The 16,736-nt window shown below is 50.9% G+C and carries 19 protein-coding genes and 1 tRNA gene; 10 read left to right on the plus strand and 10 right to left on the minus strand.

The window, feature by feature from the left end:
- Positions 1-7: 7 nt before the first annotated feature.
- Complete coding sequence (locus tag AL515_RS09715; protein ID WP_005123514.1) at positions 8-454, minus strand: YccF domain-containing protein; 447 nt, start codon at positions 452-454, stop codon at positions 8-10.
- Positions 455-579: 125 nt separating this feature from the next.
- Here AL515_RS09715 and helD point away from each other — a divergent pair, with 125 nt between their 5' ends.
- Positions 580-2,634 carry a DNA helicase IV gene (gene helD, locus AL515_RS09720; RefSeq protein ID WP_061067639.1) on the plus strand — a complete coding sequence of 685 codons (2,055 nt, stop codon included), beginning with the start codon at positions 580-582 and terminating at the stop codon, positions 2,632-2,634.
- 35 nt (positions 2,635-2,669) lie between these two features.
- Here helD and mgsA read toward each other — a convergent pair whose 3' ends face one another.
- Together mgsA and csgI are read right to left on the minus strand one after the other, a co-directional pair.
- Positions 2,670-3,128 (minus strand): methylglyoxal synthase, encoded by a 459-nt coding sequence (mgsA, locus tag AL515_RS09725; RefSeq protein WP_048212106.1) that lies wholly within the window; start codon positions 3,126-3,128, stop codon positions 2,670-2,672.
- Between the two features lie 93 nt (positions 3,129-3,221).
- Positions 3,222-3,884 carry a curli synthesis inhibitor gene (csgI, locus tag AL515_RS09730; RefSeq protein ID WP_048212105.1) on the minus strand — a complete coding sequence of 221 codons (663 nt, stop codon included), beginning with the start codon at positions 3,882-3,884 and terminating at the stop codon, positions 3,222-3,224.
- Between the two features lie 172 nt (positions 3,885-4,056).
- On the opposite strand from csgI, the gene AL515_RS09735 reads away from it, so the two are divergent.
- Complete coding sequence (locus tag AL515_RS09735; RefSeq protein WP_006685217.1) at positions 4,057-4,470, plus strand: CoA-binding protein; 414 nt, start codon at positions 4,057-4,059, stop codon at positions 4,468-4,470.
- A 74-nt stretch (positions 4,471-4,544) separates the two neighbouring features.
- On the opposite strand, the gene hspQ is transcribed toward AL515_RS09735, so the two are convergent.
- Positions 4,545-4,862, minus strand: coding sequence for a heat shock protein HspQ (gene hspQ / locus AL515_RS09740; RefSeq protein WP_005123508.1), 318 nt, complete (start codon positions 4,860-4,862; stop codon positions 4,545-4,547).
- Between the two features lie 57 nt (positions 4,863-4,919).
- Positions 4,920-6,110 (minus strand): 23S rRNA (cytosine(1962)-C(5))-methyltransferase RlmI, encoded by a 1,191-nt coding sequence (gene rlmI / locus AL515_RS09745; protein ID WP_048212104.1) that lies wholly within the window; start codon positions 6,108-6,110, stop codon positions 4,920-4,922.
- A gap of 94 nt (positions 6,111-6,204) precedes the next feature.
- On the opposite strand from rlmI, the gene yccX reads away from it, so the two are divergent.
- Positions 6,205-6,486: an acylphosphatase gene (gene yccX / locus AL515_RS09750; protein ID WP_048212103.1), complete on the plus strand. Its 282-nt coding sequence runs from the start codon at positions 6,205-6,207 to the stop codon at positions 6,484-6,486.
- Here the strand turns inward: yccX and tusE are convergent.
- Both tusE and yccA read right to left on the minus strand, forming a co-directional pair.
- Positions 6,483-6,812, minus strand: a complete 330-nt coding sequence (gene tusE / locus AL515_RS09755) for a sulfurtransferase TusE (RefSeq protein WP_048212102.1) — start codon at positions 6,810-6,812, stop codon at positions 6,483-6,485. The genes yccX and tusE overlap by 4 nt on opposite strands.
- A gap of 88 nt (positions 6,813-6,900) precedes the next feature.
- Positions 6,901-7,560, minus strand: a complete 660-nt coding sequence (yccA, locus tag AL515_RS09760) for an FtsH protease modulator YccA (protein WP_003035917.1) — start codon at positions 7,558-7,560, stop codon at positions 6,901-6,903.
- 270 nt (positions 7,561-7,830) lie between these two features.
- Between yccA and AL515_RS09765 the strand changes: the two genes are divergently transcribed.
- On the plus strand, positions 7,831-9,459 hold the full coding sequence (locus tag AL515_RS09765) for an ABC transporter substrate-binding protein (protein ID WP_061067640.1): 1,629 nt from the start codon (positions 7,831-7,833) through the stop codon (positions 9,457-9,459).
- Positions 9,460-9,602: 143 nt separating this feature from the next.
- Positions 9,603-9,690, plus strand: a tRNA-Ser gene (locus AL515_RS09770).
- A 532-nt stretch (positions 9,691-10,222) separates the two neighbouring features.
- On the opposite strand, the gene cbpM is transcribed toward AL515_RS09770, so the two are convergent.
- Positions 10,223-10,516 carry a chaperone modulator CbpM gene (cbpM, locus tag AL515_RS09775; RefSeq protein ID WP_048212100.1) on the minus strand — a complete coding sequence of 98 codons (294 nt, stop codon included), beginning with the start codon at positions 10,514-10,516 and terminating at the stop codon, positions 10,223-10,225.
- Positions 10,516-11,436 (minus strand): curved DNA-binding protein, encoded by a 921-nt coding sequence (cbpA, locus tag AL515_RS09780; protein WP_061067641.1) that lies wholly within the window; start codon positions 11,434-11,436, stop codon positions 10,516-10,518. The genes cbpM and cbpA overlap by 1 nt, the downstream gene beginning before the upstream one ends.
- Before the next feature lie 273 nt (positions 11,437-11,709).
- Here cbpA and AL515_RS09785 point away from each other — a divergent pair, with 273 nt between their 5' ends.
- A complete protein-coding gene (locus AL515_RS09785; RefSeq protein WP_061067642.1) occupies positions 11,710-12,012 on the plus strand; it encodes an antibiotic biosynthesis monooxygenase family protein in 303 nt (100 codons plus the stop codon).
- A 112-nt stretch (positions 12,013-12,124) separates the two neighbouring features.
- Here the strand turns inward: AL515_RS09785 and dsbA are convergent, their stop codons facing one another.
- Positions 12,125-12,748 carry a thiol:disulfide interchange protein DsbA gene (gene dsbA, locus AL515_RS09790; protein ID WP_061067643.1) on the minus strand — a complete coding sequence of 208 codons (624 nt, stop codon included), beginning with the start codon at positions 12,746-12,748 and terminating at the stop codon, positions 12,125-12,127.
- 412 nt (positions 12,749-13,160) lie between these two features.
- Here dsbA and AL515_RS09795 point away from each other — a divergent pair, with 412 nt between their 5' ends.
- Genes AL515_RS09795 through AL515_RS09810 form a run of 4 tightly spaced genes read left to right on the plus strand, consistent with a single transcriptional unit; the run spans position 13,161 to position 16,568 of the window.
- Positions 13,161-13,523: a hypothetical protein gene (locus AL515_RS09795; protein ID WP_048212096.1), complete on the plus strand. Its 363-nt coding sequence runs from the start codon at positions 13,161-13,163 to the stop codon at positions 13,521-13,523.
- A 48-nt stretch (positions 13,524-13,571) separates the two neighbouring features.
- Positions 13,572-15,452 (plus strand): protein-disulfide reductase DsbD family protein, encoded by a 1,881-nt coding sequence (locus AL515_RS09800; protein ID WP_061067644.1) that lies wholly within the window; start codon positions 13,572-13,574, stop codon positions 15,450-15,452.
- Positions 15,449-16,072, plus strand: coding sequence for a DsbA family protein (locus AL515_RS09805; protein ID WP_061067645.1), 624 nt, complete (start codon positions 15,449-15,451; stop codon positions 16,070-16,072). Before AL515_RS09800 ends, AL515_RS09805 begins: the two co-directional genes overlap by 4 nt.
- On the plus strand, positions 16,062-16,568 hold the full coding sequence (locus AL515_RS09810) for a protein disulfide oxidoreductase (RefSeq protein ID WP_061067646.1): 507 nt from the start codon (positions 16,062-16,064) through the stop codon (positions 16,566-16,568). Before AL515_RS09805 ends, AL515_RS09810 begins: the two co-directional genes overlap by 11 nt.
- The last annotated feature ends 168 nt before the right edge of the window (positions 16,569-16,736 follow it).

A 16,736-nucleotide genomic window follows, 5' to 3' on the forward strand; every position in this document is an offset into this window, starting at 1 on the left:
GTTCCGATTATTCAAAGCGACGACGCGCGTTGGCTTCGCGTGCGGCACGGGCAACTTCGACTGAAACCACGCGACGACCAACGGGCCAGAGTGCAATTGCGGCGATTTTAAAGTTCGCAATACCAACCGGAATACCAATAATCGTAATGCACTGGGCAATACCGGAAACAATATGCATCAGGCACAGCCACCAGCCGAAGAAAATCAGCCAGAAAATGTTGAGCAGCGTACCGCCGGTATTCAGAAGCACGTTTTTACCCGCCGGGTTGAGTTCATCAACGTGAATCGCCTCATTACCGTAGGGGAACAGCGACAAGCGTGTGATTTCCCAGCAGGAGCGGGTCAAGGGTAGTGTGAAGATAAGCACGATACTGACTAACGTCGCCAGTAACCAGGCTAAGGTGGTGGCGAATCCCCCAAGCACAAAATTTAAAATATTCAGAACAGTACGCATAAACCCTCGGTTAACTCTGGTTTTCTGTGAGTTTGGCAATTGTAACGTTTTTTTGGGCTGGAGCACGTTTTCTCTGGCGGTTACACTGATAAGCAAACCTCTTCGTGTGGATCCGCGTAAGTCTTATGGAACTGAAAGCAACTTCTCTGGGAAAACGTCTGGCGCAACACCCTTACGATCGGGCCGTTATTCTCAATGCCGGCATTAAAGTCTCTGGCGACCGTCATGAATATCTTATTCCATTCAATCAGTTACTGGCTATCCATTGTAAAAGGGGCCTGGTATGGGGTGAGCTGGAATTTGTGCTTTCTGATGATAAAGTTGTACGCCTTCACGGCACTGAATGGGCGGAAACCCAACGTTTCCACCATCATCTGAACATCCTCTGGCAGCAGTGGAGCCAGGAGATGAGCGACGTCGCTGCGGGAGTTTTACAGCAACAGCTGGATGCGATCGCGGCGCGTACCAGTGATAACAAATGGCTGACGCGCGAACAAACGTCAGGGCTGCAGCAGCAGATCCGCCGTGCCTTTGCCGCGCTCCCGCTCCCGATCAACCGACTGGAAGAATTTGATAATTGCCGTGAGGCGTTGCACCAATGCCAGGCATGGTTAAAGGACATTGAAGCCTGCCGCTTACAGCACAATCAGGCATACACCGATGCAATGCTGGAAGAGTATGCTGAGTTTTTCCAGCATATTGAATCTTCGCCGTTGAACCCTGCTCAGGCGCGTGCGGTAGTGAACGGTGAGCAATCATTGTTGGTACTTGCAGGGGCCGGAAGCGGCAAAACATCCGTATTGGTCGCCCGTGCGGGCTGGCTGCTTGCTCGAGGAGAGGCGGCGGCTGAACAGATCCTGTTGCTGGCGTTTGGACGCAAAGCAGCCCAGGAGATGGATGATCGCATTCGCGAACGGCTGCAGACGCAAGACGTCACTGCACGGACGTTCCATTCACTGGCGTTGTACATTATTTCGCAAGGTAGCAAAAAAGTTCCAACAGTGAGCAAGCTGGAAAATGATGCCGCCGCTCGCAACAAACTATTTATAACAACCTGGCGTCAGCAGTGCAATGAGAAAAAGGCTCAGGCTAAAGGCTGGCGACAATGGTTAGAAGAAGAAATGCAGTGGTCTGTGCCAGAAGGCAATTTTTGGGACGATGAAAAATTACAACGTCGTCTGGCCTCACGTCTGGATCGCTGGGTTAGCCTGATGCGTATACATGGTGGAGCACAGGCGGAGATGATCGCCAATGCGCCGGAGGCGATCCGCGACCTGTTCAGCAAACGTATAAAGCTGATGGCGCCGTTACTCAAGGCCTGGAAGAGTGCTCTGAAAGAAGAGAATGCCGTCGATTTTTCTGGATTGATCCATCAGGCGATTGTCATTCTGGAGAAGGGACGCTTTATCAGCCCCTGGAAGCATATCCTGGTTGATGAATTTCAGGATATCTCCCCACAGCGCGCCGCCCTGTTAGCCGCATTGCGCAAGCAAAACTCACAGACCATGCTATTTGCCGTAGGGGATGACTGGCAGGCCATTTACCGTTTCAGTGGTGCACAACTTTCGTTAACTACCGCCTTCCGGCAACACTTTGGTGAGGGCGATCGCTGCGATCTGGATACAACATACCGTTTTAATAGTCGTATTGGCGAAATAGCCAATCGGTTTATCCAGCAAAACCCGCATCAGCTTAAAAAACCGCTCAATAGCCTGACAGCAGGCGACAGGAAAGCCGTCACTCTGCTCGATGAAAGTCAGCTGGATGCGCTGTTGGATAAGCTATCCGGCTTTGCGAAAGCAGAAGAACGCATACTGGTGCTGGCGCGATATCACCACCTCAAACCTGCCAGTCTTGAGAAAGCAGCGACCCGCTGGCCCAAACTACAACTGGACTTTATGACTATTCATGCCAGTAAAGGACAGCAGGCGGATTATGTCATTGTCGTTGGGCTTCATGATGGCAACGATGGTTTTCCGGCCCCGGCCCGTGAGTCGATTATGGAAGAAGCATTACTGCCAATGGTCGAGGATTTTCCGGATGCAGAAGAGAGAAGGTTGCTCTACGTGGCACTTACCCGTGCCCGGCATCGGGTGTGGTTGCTGTTTAATAAAGACGCGCCATCCTGTTTTGTTGATGAACTAAAACAACTGGATGTCCCGGTAGCGAGAAAACCCTGAAGAACAGGCGGCGACGGCGGCCGCCTGTCTGGCGATTATTTGAGGCGCTCTGCCAGATAACGGGCGTAATCCGGGATCAGGATGTCCGTTGCATCGTTGAAGTTTGGCGACTGGATAATAAAATCGGCGGTAGATACGTTGGTGGCAACCGGAATATTCCAAACTGTGGCCAGGCGCAGAAGGGCTTTAACATCCGGATCATGAGGCACGGCGTTGAGTGGATCCCAGAAGAAGATCAACACATCAATTTTCCCTTCAGAGATCAGTGCGCCGACCTGCTGATCGCCGCCCATTGGACCGCTAAGCATGGCGTTGACATCCATGCCGGTCGCGCGTTGAATGAGATTTCCTGTCGTGCCTGTCGCATAGAGGACATGCTTTTCTAACAATGGCTGGTGGCGTTCCACCCAGCTCATCAGCATCTGTTTACAGTGATCATGTGCAACCAGCGCAATATGCTTACGCGCCGGTAAAGTGCGAGTCGTCAGTTCCATAGTACAGCTCCCAAGTTAACCTTATTACAGAGTACTGGAAGCGTTTGACGCTGCAAGAGAAAGACAAAAAAAATGCGTAGGTGAACATAAACGTCATGAGGGTGGCTGTTTCTCTGCCCATTGCAGAAAATTACTTCGTGTTTGCGCATCGGCCTGGCCAAACCAATATTTCAAACGCTGTTCGGTGAGTGTTTGTGACTGCGGCGGCACCCGATCCAGTTCAGAGACCCCTGAGAGCAATGCGCTGTCATCTGCCATCATAGTGGCAAATTGTGGGAGTGAAGCATGCTTAGACGATTTGTTATAGCGTTCAGTCTCGAGTTCATAATCCACGATTTTTGCCGATGAGGTAATCGACAAAATATCCAGCTTGACCGGAATGGGCATGGAATCGCCATCTAATAGTTCCACACGGGGAGCTTCATCGAAATGCGTTGCGTCACGTTCGTTGTTCAGACGGGGGAGATGAAAATTGACCTGACTAACCAACTGAGTATCAAAACTGATGACCAGCGGAGGAGAAATATACAGACGTTCTTCATGGCTGGAGAGACGAATCGTTTTCTCAACGCGAAAGACAAGCTGATGCCGACCATTCTCCAGCTCAATACTGTCGGCACCGCGCAGTAAAGAGCTGGACACCTTTTTTCCGTCCAGCACCAGCAGGTCAATATCATTAGACAGGCGCAAAGAGGTCGCACAAACGGTTACCGGCAAAAACAGAGCAATCAGGGCTGTCACAATGCCGGTTTTCATAAGGTTCTCCTGTCCAGAAGATTTCTGTATAAGATGTATCTAAATTTTTCGACAATCATGTTTACTAACATATAGACATATTTTCTAGTTTAGCTCTCATGCGCCAGTATGGGATGAATGGTTGCGACGTCAGCTTTGTCGTACACTTTGCAAAACAGCCTGGAGGAAGACGATGAAAGAGACCGATATTGCTGGCATTTTGACATCTACCCGTACGATTGCGCTGGTAGGAGCAAGCGATAAACCCGATCGCCCGAGCTATCGGGTGATGAAGTATTTACTCGATCAGGGTTATCACGTTATCCCCGTGTCTCCTAAAGTTGCCGGGAAAACGCTGCTGGGGCAGCAGGGCTATGCGACACTGGCAGACGTACCAGAGAAAGTGGATATGGTGGATGTCTTTAGAAACTCAGAAGCAGCATGGGGAGTCGCACAGGAGGCTATTGCTATTGGTGCGAAGACTTTGTGGATGCAGCTTGGCGTGATTAATGAGCAGGCTGCCGTGCTGGCGCGCGATGCGGGCCTGGCAGTAGTGATGGATCGTTGCCCGGCGATTGAAATCCCCAGACTGGGACTAGCGAAGTAAGGTTGTACTGTTGCCGGATGGCGCATTGTATATCCGGCCTACAACGGTGTTTGTCGTAGGCCGGAGAAATGTTGTCAGTTGCGCAGGCGTGGAGCCTGGAGCTGTTTACGGATTGTCCGTGCCAGTTCATCCATCGATGGTTGCTCTGGATGTTCTTCCTGTAGCTCGCTACTCAACTGTGCTTCAGCCAGATACGTATGTACTGGCAGGCCATTATCGTCTTCCATCACCACGTGATACCAGGGAGCGGCGCGAAGTTCGTCGTTAACCGCCAACTCATCAGGTGACGGGTCATCAAGCGAATATTCCGGGTCGATATCCACGACCACTCCGAGGTAACCTAACAGGGAATGGCGGACCTGCTGGCCGATACCGAATTTGCTGGCAATCATAGTCACCTCCCGGGAAATAGATACCCTCTATGTAAGGGTAATATTCCACTTTTCAAGTTACATGATGCGACAGGCAAACCCTTTCAGATACAGCCCTTCCGGGTAGGTAGCGATCACAGGATGATCGGCGGCCTGACGGAACTGCTCTATAAATTGTACATCACGCCCGGCATCTATTGCGGCATCGGCGATGATTTTCTGAAATAAATCGGTGGTCATCAATCCGGAGCAGGAGAATGTCAGCAGTACGCCACCCGGATTCAGCAACTGAATTGCCAGCATATTGATGTCTTTATAGCCACGGCAGGCGCCCATCAACTGGCTCTTGTTTTCGACAAACTTCGGCGGGTCCATCACGATAACATCAAATTTCTCACCACGATCGCGATAGGCGCGCAGCAACTTGAACACGTCATCACGCACAAACTCAGCTTTGCTCAGATCCAGCTTGTTCAGCTCTACGTTCTGGCGGGCAATATCGAGCGCTTCCTGGGAGGTGTCGACGCTGACCACCTGACGGCATCCGCCCATTAATGCTGAGACAGCAAAGCCGCCGGTATAAGAGAAACAGTTCAGGACACGTTTGTTTTCCACGTAACGACGCGTGGCCAGGCGGCTGTCACGCTGATCGAGGTAATAACCGGTTTTATGTCCGTGCTGAATATCAACCAGCAGCTTCATTCCGTGCTCTTCAATTGGCAGCAGTGCTGGCGGAAGCTCGCCCGTTACTGGCCCTTGAGTCAGCTCCATACCTTCTTTTTTACGCACCGCTACATCGCTACGGTCATAAATGGCGCAGTCAGGGAAAACAATTTGCAGAGCGCTAATCAGCGCGGCGCGTTGGTATTCAGCCCCCGCACTGAGCAACTGCAACACCAGGAAGTTGCCGAAGCGGTCAATGGTGACACCCGGCAGACCATCGGATTCTCCGGCGATCAGACGATAGCTGTCCAGACCGTCTTTTTTCGCCAGCCAGTCACGCCATGTCTGCGCCTGCTGCAGACGACGGGTGAAGAAATCAATATTGATGGACTCAGACTTGTCAAATGTCCAGACGCGTGCACGGATCTGCGACGCGGGTGAGTACGCGCCGCGTGCTAACCATTTACCCTGATGGTCAACAATATCGATGGTTTCACCGAGGTTGGCTTTACCTTCCATACGTGCGACGGCACCGGAAAATACCCACGGATGGCGGCGCAGTAATGATTTTTCGCGCCCTTTGGCTAACACTAAACGTACACTCATAATTTACTATTCTGTCAATTCAAAGAAATGGGCGCCATTGTCCTGAGTTTTACGTGTATTTGCAACGCGCGCTGTGATGATAAGGAGAACCGCAATGTCGAAAGTCTGCATAATCGCCTGGGTCTATGGCCGGGTTCAGGGGGTAGGATTTCGCTACACCACCCAGCATGAAGCACAACGGCTGGGATTGACCGGATACGCGAAGAATATGGATGACGGCAGCGTAGAGGTTGTCGCCTGCGGTGACAGCGAGCAGGTAGAACAACTGATGAAGTGGTTAAAAGCCGGGGGCCCGCGTAGCGCCAGGGTAGACAGAGTCCTCAGCGAACCGCATCGGCCTGGCGAAGAGTTAACGGGATTTAGTATCCGCTATTAAATACATTTGACCGGTTTTGGCAGACCTGCAATTTTGGTTGCCTGCTTGGCCGGACCTTTCGGGAACAGGCGGTAGAGATAACGGCTGTTGCCTTTCTCTTCGCCAAACTTATTGGCCATCGCTTTGACCAGCATACGAATAGCGGGGGAGGTATTAAACTCCAGATAAAACTCGCGCACAAAGCGCACTACTTCCCAGTGTTCAACTGACAGCGTAATTCCTTCGTTTTCAGCAATGGCAACTGCCAGCGGTTCGCTCCATTCGGTTGTGTCTTTTAAATAGCCTTCGCTATCAGTACTGATTTCTTTACCTTCAAAGATCAACATAATTCTTCACTGCGTTAGTCAAACTGGCGGCAGTTTACCAAAAAAGAAAGCCCCGCATAAGCGGGGCTGGATAATGTACGTGGTCATTTTAATCGCGGCTGGCGAAGCCCAGAATGCTAAGCAGGCTGACGAAGATGTTGTACAGCGATACATACAGGCTGACGGTTGCACGGATGTAGTTGGTTTCACCACCACGGATGATGTTGCTGGTTTCAAACAGGATGGCACCTGAAGAAATCAGGATAAACACCGCGCTAATCGCCAGATGCAGCGCTGGCAGTTGCAGGAAGATATTCGCAACCATACCAATCAGCACCACCACGATACCTGCCATCAGCATACCGCCGAGGAAGGACATGTCTTTACGCGTGGTCAGAACATACGCAGAGCAGCTGAAGAAGACCAGCGCCGTACCACCCAGTGCCATACCGATCACGTCACCCATACCTGCCGACAGGTAAGTGTTCAGAATCGGTCCCAGGATGTAACCCAGGAAACCGGTGAAAGCGAAAGCAGACAGAATACCTACTGGTTTATCTGCCGTTTTGTAGGTCAGGAACATCAGACCATACATACCAACCAGCGTCAGAATCAGACCCGGAGATGGCAGCATCAGTACTGTACTGGCAGTTGCGGTGATCGCTGAAAACGCCAGCGTCAGGCTGAGCAGGAAATAGGTATTACGCAGCACCTTATGTGTGCTGAGTAGCGATGTACGATCGCGCGAAGAACTAATAATACGATCCATGAGTCACTCTCTTATGACAGATGTAATTAATGATGGAGGATAATGAAATCAAGGGGAATGACACAGCGGTTTTACCCATCTTTACGCATTTTAACCCGCCAGGCTTAAGCATATTATTTCAACAAAAGCTCCCGAATCAGATGTTAGCACTATAAGTGCAAAAATGTCAGATCCACCTCTCCCAGGTAACTGAAAAATATTGCGTTATTTCCGAATCTCTCTGACAGTGACAGCGGTGTTTACATAAAACAGAGCAATAAGGTAAAGGGAATGACTCAACATAAATCGAAGATATTGACGTTTACGCTGTTGGCTGTCTGTTTGATGTCTATCAACGGCATGGCGAGCGCTGCGACAGTTCCCGCGGGCACAGAACTGGCAGCTCAACAAGAACTGGTCAGAAATAACGGCAGTGAGCCAGCCTCACTGGATCCGCATAAAGTTGAAAGCAACGTTGAGTTTAATTTAATCAGCGATATGTTCGATGGACTGGTGGCCGTAAACCTGGATGGCACTATTGCGCCCCGTCTTGCTGCCTCCTGGGAGAATAAAGATAACACTGTCTGGATCTTTCATTTACGTCCAGGCATAACCTGGTCAGATGGATCGGCTATTACTGCACAGGATGTCGTCTGGAGCTGGCAGCGCCTGGTTTCACCGCAAACTACCTCACCCTATGCCTCTTATCTGGGCAATATACATGTCGCAAATGCGGTTGATATTGCTCAGGGGAAAAAAGATCCCGCGACGCTTGGGGTCAAGGCACTGAATGACACCACGCTGGAAATTACCCTGACGCAGCCGACAGCGGCATTTTTAGCGATGCTGGCGCACCCATCACTGGTCCCGCTGGATAAAGTGCTGATTGGCCGCTTTGGCGATAAGTGGACTCGTCCGGAGCACTTTGTCAGCAGTGGTGCGTATAAGTTGTCGCAGTGGGTCGTCAACGAGCGGATTGTTGCCGTGCGCAACCCGCATTACTGGGACGATCAGCACACGGTCATTAATAAAGTGACGTATTTGCCCATCAGTTCAGAGGCTGCAGACGTTAACCGTTACAAAGCCGGGGAAATCGATATTGTTTTTAGTGTTCCGGTCAATCAGTTCGCTCAATTGAAAAAGACGATGGGTGATGAACTCCATGTCTCACCTCAGCTTTCAACTTATTATTATCAGTTTAATACCACGCGTGCGCCGTTTAACGACCCACGCGTGCGTCGGGCGTTGAATATGGCGCTGGATAAGGACATCATCGCACAAAAGGTGATGGGACAGGGACAGCGTGCGGCGTGGGTTATCAGCCAGCCTGAAATTGGCGGGGTAAAATTACACGCGCCGGACTACGCATCATGGCCACTCGACAAACGCATTGCCGAGGCAAAAAAACTGCTGGCGGAAGCGGGCTACGGCCCTGAGCATCCGCTTAACTTAAATCTGCTCTACAACACTTTCGAAACGCATCAGCGAATCGCGATTGCCGCCTCGTCAATGTGGAAGAAAAATCTTGGCGTTGAGGCAAAACTGCAGAACCAGGAATGGAAAACGATGCTGGATACCATGCACACCGGCAATTTTGACGTCGTACGCTATGCATGGATAGCGGATTACGACGATGCGTCGAGTTTCCTCAATATTTTCCGCACAGGTGATAGTGAAAACACCACCCGATACAGTAATCCAGCCTTTGACGAAGCGATGCACAATGCGGCGAAAGCAACTTCGCTCCAGGAGCGAGGCAAATATTACCAGCAGGCTGAAGACCTTTTAGGGGAAGATGTGCCAGCGATTCCGGTTTACCACTATGTTCGTACCCATCTGGTGAAGCCATGGGTGGGGGGATTTGCACCGGATAACCGGGGAAACTACTACACCAAAGATATGTACATCAAAAAACAGTAAACAGCAGCAGCCCGGATTTGTGCTGAATAAACGGTCAATTTGTTGTTATTTAAGTCGATTAACAACATTTTGGCTGTTTTTCAGGCAAACGAACACATTGGTGCTTTACAGGTTCGTTCGGGATGTTTATAGTGCGCCTCATTGGAAGCGTGGCCGAGCGGTTGAAGGCACCGGTCTTGAAAACCGGCGACCCGAAAGGGTTCTAGAGTTCGAATCTCTACGCTTCCGCCAAACATGAAAAGGGGTTACCGAAAGGTAACCCCTTTTTGCTTTTGAAGCATTAGAATAGACTTGCAATCTTCACCAATCCCCTTATGTAACATTCAAACACTTGCCTACCCCAATCCCAGGCTTTTCTTTTTAGTGCTATACGCTGCAATTTAACTGCACATTGAAAGTCTTTCCATATTGGCGTGGCTGAAGGCATGGCCATGATGTATTCATGACCTGTAAAAGCCTTAACTGAACCCAGGCCAGTCCAGTAGTGTTTGCCTGGGGGGCAAGTTCAGATCATCAGCAAATTGATGCGTTGCGCAGAAGGACATTGTCGGTACTAGTGAGACGGTTACCCATAAACGTTATTTCTGGCTAAAAAGCTGACGCGGATAGAGTCATTCATCCACAGTTTTTCTGAATATCTGCCGGGCAGGTACCGAGCTGGGCAATCCGTAGCCGAGAAATCGAATCTGATGAGTTTGGTTTTTTATAAAAAATACGCCCTGCTTACCTGTAGGTGCGGCTCATCGCCGCACTCTTAACATATTCACGGATGGCTAATAAATCGGGACAGGCGTTGGCGCAAAAAGCGGTTTTCCTGCCGCAGTTGCGCGTTCTCCTCGAGCAACGTCAGTGCGACGGCAATTCCTGGCCAGTCAAGCGCCAGTTCATGGCGCAGACGCAGTGCGCGTTGCACCACGGTCAGTGCATGGTCATCAAAGGTCTCATCTTCACGGGGTTCGATTACCCCTAAACCGACAATTTCATTCAGTTCTTCTGCAGAAACACCGGTATGCAGACAAAACTCGGTAATGGTAAAGGTAACGGTCACGTTAGCCATTATGCTTTCCCCCACTCTTTGCGCGGATCAAAGGACTTCTGCGCATCCGCCAGCTGTTGCCACAAGGCGGCGCTGTTGTCGTCAGGTTTCGGCGGCATCACGATTTTGATGACCGCGTACAGGTCGCCAGTCTGTTTTTTACCGACCAGACCTTTGCCTTTGATACGTAATCGCTGTCCAGCCTGGCTTCCTGCGGGGATGGTCAGCAAAATACTCTCTTTGAGTGTTGGTACAGTTACTTTTGCGCCCAATGCGGCTTCCCATGGGGCAAGCGGAACGACAACTTCCAGATCCTGATTAACAATATCAAACAGCGGATGCGGCGCGATATGAATCACCAGCCACAAATCACCGTTCGGGCCACCGTTTTCACCAGGGGTTCCCTGACCTTTCAGGCGAATGCGCTGCCCATTGCCGACACCGGCCGGGATCTTAACGTTGAGGGTTTTGGGGATTTCCCGCTCGATCATGCCAAACGCATTGTATACCGGCAGGTTGTAACTGATGGTGCGGCTATGCTCAGCAAGGGTTTCTTCGAGGAAAACGGCGACCTCGATTTCAATATCATGCCCGCGACTGGCGTGGCGCTGCCGTGACTGATGTGTGTGCTGGCCAAAAATTGAAGAGAAGATATCGTCGAAATCTTCAGCGCTGTAGCTTTGACCTTCTCCTTGCTGGAACTGACGATTAAACTGCGGGTCGTTGCGATGCTGCCACAGCTGGTCGTATTCGGCGCGGCGCTGTTCATCGCTCAGTACTTCCCAGGCTTCGGCAACTTCTTTAAAACGAGCTTCAGCGTCGGGTTCTTTGCTGACATCGGGATGGTATTTTCGCGCGAGACGACGGTAGGCGGTCTTGATTGTCTTGAGATCGTCTGTCGGCTTCACGCCCATAATGGCGTAATAATCCTTTAATTCCATAGCGTTCTCTCGTGTAAATCAACACATGAAGAAGGCAATCCCTCTCAAAAGGTATCACCGTTAAGTTTAGGGTAATCCCGATAGGCGCGAATGCCAACCATGAAAAAGGGGGCGCAGGTCATAAAAGGGTCACCGGCTAATGCGGTGAGCCTGCTTGTTTATTTACCTGTCATACTCACATTTTCCCTTTTCACCAGACTGTTCGTTGTTGAGCGAAGCATCGCATTTTATCCAGTAATAGAGTGGCTGAAATTAACATGGGAGAGATACTGAATGATCGCCGTTATTTTTGAAGCAGATGTGCATCCTCAGGCTGGAGAGCGATATCTTCAACTGGCCTCAGAGCTGAAGCTGTTGTTGGCAGAGATCCCTGGGTTTATTTCTATCGAACGATTTCAGAGCATTAATACGCCCGGGAAAATGCTGTCACTTTCATGGTGGGAGGATGAGGATGCAGTGCGCAGGTGGAAATGCAACGTCAGGCATCAGGCCGCACAACAGGAGGGTAAGCAGTTGATTTTTTCATACTACAGAATACGTGTTGCCTCTGTTTTGAAGGATTACGCCTCTGAATAAGGTTCTGCCAGCGTATATGACAGCTGACAGTCAATAATGTCTGCCTGTAGCAACAGGAGCCAGAACAGGCTCTGGCTCCTGTTGGTGGTGCGTCAGTAATATTAACGGCTTATCAAGGTCTGGAAAAAAGAAAACGAACGGTATCAGCGTAGTTCTGGACAAAAGCGTTAACGTTATCTGATTTTAATTCTTTCGGGTTAATCATATATTTACCCTTGATAAAGATAGCCGGTACACCTTTCAGGTCTACCGCTTTAGCCAACTCCTGTTGCTTCGCCGTTAATGATTTTACGGCAAAGCTATTCCATGCAGCATCATAGTCATTTGCACTGACACCAGCGCGGATAAATACATTGCGAATATCATCTGCTGTTTTAACAGTTTGTTTTTTCTGCACGGCATCAAACAGTAAAGGTTTTACTTTATCTTCCACGTTTAACAGCATAGCGACAGACCACGCGTGCGTCATCTCCGGCCCCAACGGACCTAAGAAATCAACGTGATACTCAGTAAGTTTGACATCAGTAGGTAATGCTTTTTTCACATTATCAGTGACTTCCAGAACTTCATCGTATTGGTAGCATGAAGGGCAATAAAATGAAAAGAACTTTAGCGCAGCGGGCGCTGACGCAACTGGCTTTTCAAGTGAAATATATTCCTTGCCATCGGTAAATGTTGCTGCCTGAACGCTCACAGTAAAAATCAGGCCTAGAAGAGGAAGTAAGATTTTTTTCATTTCCATATACTCTAAATAACATTTAACAAACAATTGTTTTGATGATGAACATAATGTTCATGGCGGTAAGTTATAATACAATATTTATCCGAAAATGTGCTGGCCCTTACTTTCATTTACGCAGGCATATCTACTGGCATACTTGTCATTCAATTTCATGGCAGTGGTGAAATACTTGTAGGGACGCTTTGTGAATAGTAAATAATAAACCCCGTGATATTTTTAGCTTTGTTTTATTAGCGTCATTATTTTGCAATAATGAAATTAATTAACAATATTAATTATCATTTCTGGGCAGCGCGCTGGAGCGGAATGAGAATTGACCGGCCTCTGCCGACATAACTTTACAGGGTAAAGGTTGCCAAAACCTCGCCAGTGACTAAGATAACTCGCGTCAATCAGTGAGGGTATAATGGCGAAACGTCAACGGATGGGATGGTGGTTCCTCTGCCTGGCATGTGTTGTGGTGATGGTATGCACCGCGCAGCGCATGGCGGGTCTGCACGCGTTGCAGATGAACACCACGACCACTGCTGTTGTCGCGAGCGCCCAGGCCGATACCGATGAAGCTTCGCCCGTTACGCCTTGTGAGCTAAGCGCAAAATCATTGCTGGCTGCACCGCCAGTATTGTTTGAAGGCGCGATTCTGGTGCTATGTTTGCTGCTGTCGCTGTTGGCACCCGTGCGGGCATTTCGCCTACCTTTTTTCCCTCCGCGCGCTATCTCGCCGCCCACTCTCCGGGTGCATCTCCGATTTTGTGTCTTCCGTGAATGACAGCGCAGCCGTTGCAGACTGTTAGATAATTATTCACGGAGAAAAAATATGAAGACTGTTTCCAGGCAGGCGCTGCTCTGCCTGTTATTGCTATGGCTGCCCGTATCCTGGGCGGCTGATATCGGCTGGCTGCGTTCACCCGATAACAATCACGCCAGTGTGCGGTTACGTGCCGATACAGCAGCAGACGGTGAAACCCGTCTGCTGCTCGATGTTAAACTGGAGGATGGCTGGAAAACCTACTGGCGATCGCCGGGTGAGGGCGGTGTAGCACCGTCCATCGCCTGGAAAGATAAAATGCCTGCTGTTGATTGGTACTGGCCGACTCCCGCGCGTTTTGAGGTCGCCAATATCACCACCCAGGGATATCACGATAATGTCACCTTCCCGATGGTAGTACGTGGCACCACGCCAGCCGCCCTTAACGGTGTATTGACCCTATCAACCTGCAGCAATGTCTGCCTGTTAACGGATTTTCCCTTTTCCGTGACGCCGAGCGTCCAGGACCCGTCTTTTGCTCATGACTATGCGCAAGCGATGGGGCAGATACCGCTGGCCAGCGGGCTGACCGATGCGCTTAGTGCCGGGGCGCAAGCCGGAGAGCTGGTGGTTGAGGCTCGTCGTGTGGGGGGCTGGTCTGCGCCAGGCCTGTACCTGGACACCGTTGATGATGCGGATTTTGGTATGCCGCAAATCCGCGTAGAGGGCGAAATACTACGGGCAACGGTTCCGGTTCATGACAGCTGGGGGGAAGGGGCGCCGAATCTTCGTGGTAAACAACTTACACTGGTTCTGGCTGATAACGGCGTTGCCCAGGAAAGTCGTCTTACGATTGGCGAAGCCCCGGTTATTGAAAACGCTTCACTCCCGCTGTGGCAAGTGGCGCTTATGGCGTTATTGGGCGGTTTGATTCTCAACCTGATGCCCTGCGTTTTACCGGTTCTGGGCATGAAGCTGGGCTCGATTTTACTGGTTGAGGAAAAAAGCCGTCGTCAGATCCGCCGTCAGTTTCTGGCATCGGTGGCTGGGATCCTGGTCTCTTTTATGGCTCTCGCGCTGCTGATGACGGTGCTGCGCCTGACCAATCAGGCGCTTGGTTGGGGGATCCAGTTCCAGAGTCCGTGGTTTATCGGCTTTATGATGCTGGTGATGCTGACGTTCAGCGCCAGCCTGTTTGGGCTGTTTGAATTTCGCCTTCCTTCAGCAATGACCACCATACTGGCAACTCGCGGCGGTAACGGTTTGTCAGGGCATTTCTGGCAGGGCGCGTTTGCGACGTTGCTTGCCACGCCGTGCAGTGCGCCGTTCCTGGGGACGGCGGTGGCGGTGGCGTTGACCGCCTCGCTGCCGACGCTATGGGGGCTGTTCCTCGCGCTCGGGCTGGGGATGAGTTTGCCATGGTTGCTGGTGGCACTGCGTCCGGGTCTGGCGCTGCGTCTGCCGCGTCCGGGGCGTTGGATGAATATCTTGCGGCGTCTTCTTGGCGTGATGATGCTTGGCTCGGCTATTTGGCTGGCAACATTGCTGCTCCCGCACCTGGGGTTCGCAAGCCAAAGTACAGCCAAAGAGAGTGTGAACTGGCAACCGCTGAGCGAGCAGGCCATTGAAGATGCACTGGCTCAGCATAAGCGCGTAGTTGTAGATGTGACGGCTGACTGGTGCATTACCTGTAAAGTCAATAAATTCAATGTTCTACAAAAAGAAGATGTCCAGACTGCACTGCAACAACCCGATGTGGTGGCTCTGCGGGGTGACTGGACGCTGCCCTCTGAAGCGATCACCGAATTCCTGAAAAAACGCGGCCAGGTTGCTGTGCCGTTCAACCAAATTTATGGTCCCGGTTTGCCGCAAGGTCAGGCATTGCCGACGTTGTTAACCCGCGATGTGCTGCTGAATACACTGGCCGATGCCAAAGGAGTGAACCCATGAAAATGATGATTGTCCTGCTGCTAACCCTGTTTTCTGCCGTCAGCGTGGCGAAAGAACCTGCACCGTTTACCCCGGAACAGGAAAAGCAAATTGAAGCATTAATTCAGGAAGCCCTGTTTAACGATCCCAACAGCCCGCGGATTGGCGCAAAGCAGGCAAAACTGACCCTGATAAACTTCACCGATTACAACTGCCCATACTGCAAGCAATTGGATCCGATGCTGGAAAAGATTGTACAGAAATATCCTGATGTGGCGGTGGTGATTAAACCGCTGCCGTTTAAAGGGGAGAGTTCGGTTCTGTCGGCGCGAACCGCGCTGACGACCTGGCGTGAGCATCCGCAGCAGTTTCTGGCGTTACATGAGAAACTGATGCAGAAGAAGGGCTACCACACGGCAGTGAGTATTAAACAGGCACAGGAGAAAGCCGCTGCCAGCCCTGTGACGCTGGATGCACAAAGTGAGGAGACGCTGAGCACCAACTTGCAACTGGCACGTCTGGTCGGTGTGCGAGGCACGCCTGCAACGATTATTGGCGATGAGCTGATCCCGGGTGCAGTACCGTGGGAAACACTGGAAGAGGTGGTCAAAGAAAAACTGGCGGCCGCAAATGGTCAGTAAACTGCGCCGCTGGCTGCGCGAAGGACTGATCTTACTGGTGTTATTCGCCGGGGCGATGTTGTTGATGGATGCCTGGCGAGCGCCCCAGCTTCCCGTAGCGTTTGACAGTACGCCTTTGCAGACGCTGGATGGTGAAAACGTTACGCTGGCCTCGCTCAGCAAAGAGGATCCAGTGCTGATCTATTTCTGGGCGAGCTGGTGCGGCGTGTGTCGGTTCACGACACCGGAAGTCGCCAGACTGTACTCAGAAGGCGAGAACGTGATAACCATTGCGCTGCGTTCTGGTAATGAGGCGGAGGTGACGCGCTGGCTGGCGCGTAAAGGCGTAGACTTTCCCGTCATCAACGATGCCGACGGAGCCATCTCCCGCAGCTGGGACATCAGCGTCACGCCAACGCTGGTCGTGATGTCGCACGGTCGCGTGGTGTCGACAACCAGCGGCTGGACCAGTTACTGGGGAATGAAGCTACGCCTCTGGTGGGCAAAAAACGTCTGATTCTGATGCCGGGGAAACCCGGCATTTTTTTACGATAAAAAGGTAAGAAAAACATGTTGTTCTGATATTGGATCCTGAAATTATATACTAATAGTTATATATTTTTGATTTTTTCTGTAGTTGCAAATCCACAAAGGTAATGGCATATCTGATGATGTTTTAAATATC

The sequence above is a fragment of the Citrobacter sp. FDAARGOS_156 genome, assembly GCF_001559235.2.
GTDB lineage: Bacteria > Pseudomonadota > Gammaproteobacteria > Enterobacterales > Enterobacteriaceae > Citrobacter > Citrobacter youngae.

What these genes read in the sequence shown, in the direction of transcription:
- AL515_RS09715 (WP_005123514.1), bottom strand. Translation starts at nt 454, where the DNA reads ATGCGTACTGTTCTGAATATTTTAAATTTTGTGCTTGGGGGATTCGCC.
- helD (WP_061067639.1), top strand. Translation starts at nt 580, where the DNA reads ATGGAACTGAAAGCAACTTCTCTGGGAAAACGTCTGGCGCAACACCCT.
- mgsA (WP_048212106.1), bottom strand. Translation starts at nt 3,128, where the DNA reads ATGGAACTGACGACTCGCACTTTACCGGCGCGTAAGCATATTGCGCTG.
- csgI (WP_048212105.1), bottom strand. Translation starts at nt 3,884, where the DNA reads ATGAAAACCGGCATTGTGACAGCCCTGATTGCTCTGTTTTTGCCGGTA.
- AL515_RS09735 (WP_006685217.1), top strand. Translation starts at nt 4,057, where the DNA reads ATGAAAGAGACCGATATTGCTGGCATTTTGACATCTACCCGTACGATT.
- hspQ (WP_005123508.1), bottom strand. Translation starts at nt 4,862, where the DNA reads ATGATTGCCAGCAAATTCGGTATCGGCCAGCAGGTCCGCCATTCCCTG.
- rlmI (WP_048212104.1), bottom strand. Translation starts at nt 6,110, where the DNA reads ATGAGTGTACGTTTAGTGTTAGCCAAAGGGCGCGAAAAATCATTACTG.
- yccX (WP_048212103.1), top strand. Translation starts at nt 6,205, where the DNA reads ATGTCGAAAGTCTGCATAATCGCCTGGGTCTATGGCCGGGTTCAGGGG.
- tusE (WP_048212102.1), bottom strand. Translation starts at nt 6,812, where the DNA reads ATGTTGATCTTTGAAGGTAAAGAAATCAGTACTGATAGCGAAGGCTAT.
- yccA (WP_003035917.1), bottom strand. Translation starts at nt 7,560, where the DNA reads ATGGATCGTATTATTAGTTCTTCGCGCGATCGTACATCGCTACTCAGC.
- AL515_RS09765 (WP_061067640.1), top strand. Translation starts at nt 7,831, where the DNA reads ATGACTCAACATAAATCGAAGATATTGACGTTTACGCTGTTGGCTGTC.
- cbpM (WP_048212100.1), bottom strand. Translation starts at nt 10,516, where the DNA reads ATGGCTAACGTGACCGTTACCTTTACCATTACCGAGTTTTGTCTGCAT.
- cbpA (WP_061067641.1), bottom strand. Translation starts at nt 11,436, where the DNA reads ATGGAATTAAAGGATTATTACGCCATTATGGGCGTGAAGCCGACAGAC.
- AL515_RS09785 (WP_061067642.1), top strand. Translation starts at nt 11,710, where the DNA reads ATGATCGCCGTTATTTTTGAAGCAGATGTGCATCCTCAGGCTGGAGAG.
- dsbA (WP_061067643.1), bottom strand. Translation starts at nt 12,748, where the DNA reads ATGAAAAAAATCTTACTTCCTCTTCTAGGCCTGATTTTTACTGTGAGC.
- AL515_RS09795 (WP_048212096.1), top strand. Translation starts at nt 13,161, where the DNA reads ATGGCGAAACGTCAACGGATGGGATGGTGGTTCCTCTGCCTGGCATGT.
- AL515_RS09800 (WP_061067644.1), top strand. Translation starts at nt 13,572, where the DNA reads ATGAAGACTGTTTCCAGGCAGGCGCTGCTCTGCCTGTTATTGCTATGG.
- AL515_RS09805 (WP_061067645.1), top strand. Translation starts at nt 15,449, where the DNA reads ATGAAAATGATGATTGTCCTGCTGCTAACCCTGTTTTCTGCCGTCAGC.
- AL515_RS09810 (WP_061067646.1), top strand. Translation starts at nt 16,062, where the DNA reads ATGGTCAGTAAACTGCGCCGCTGGCTGCGCGAAGGACTGATCTTACTG.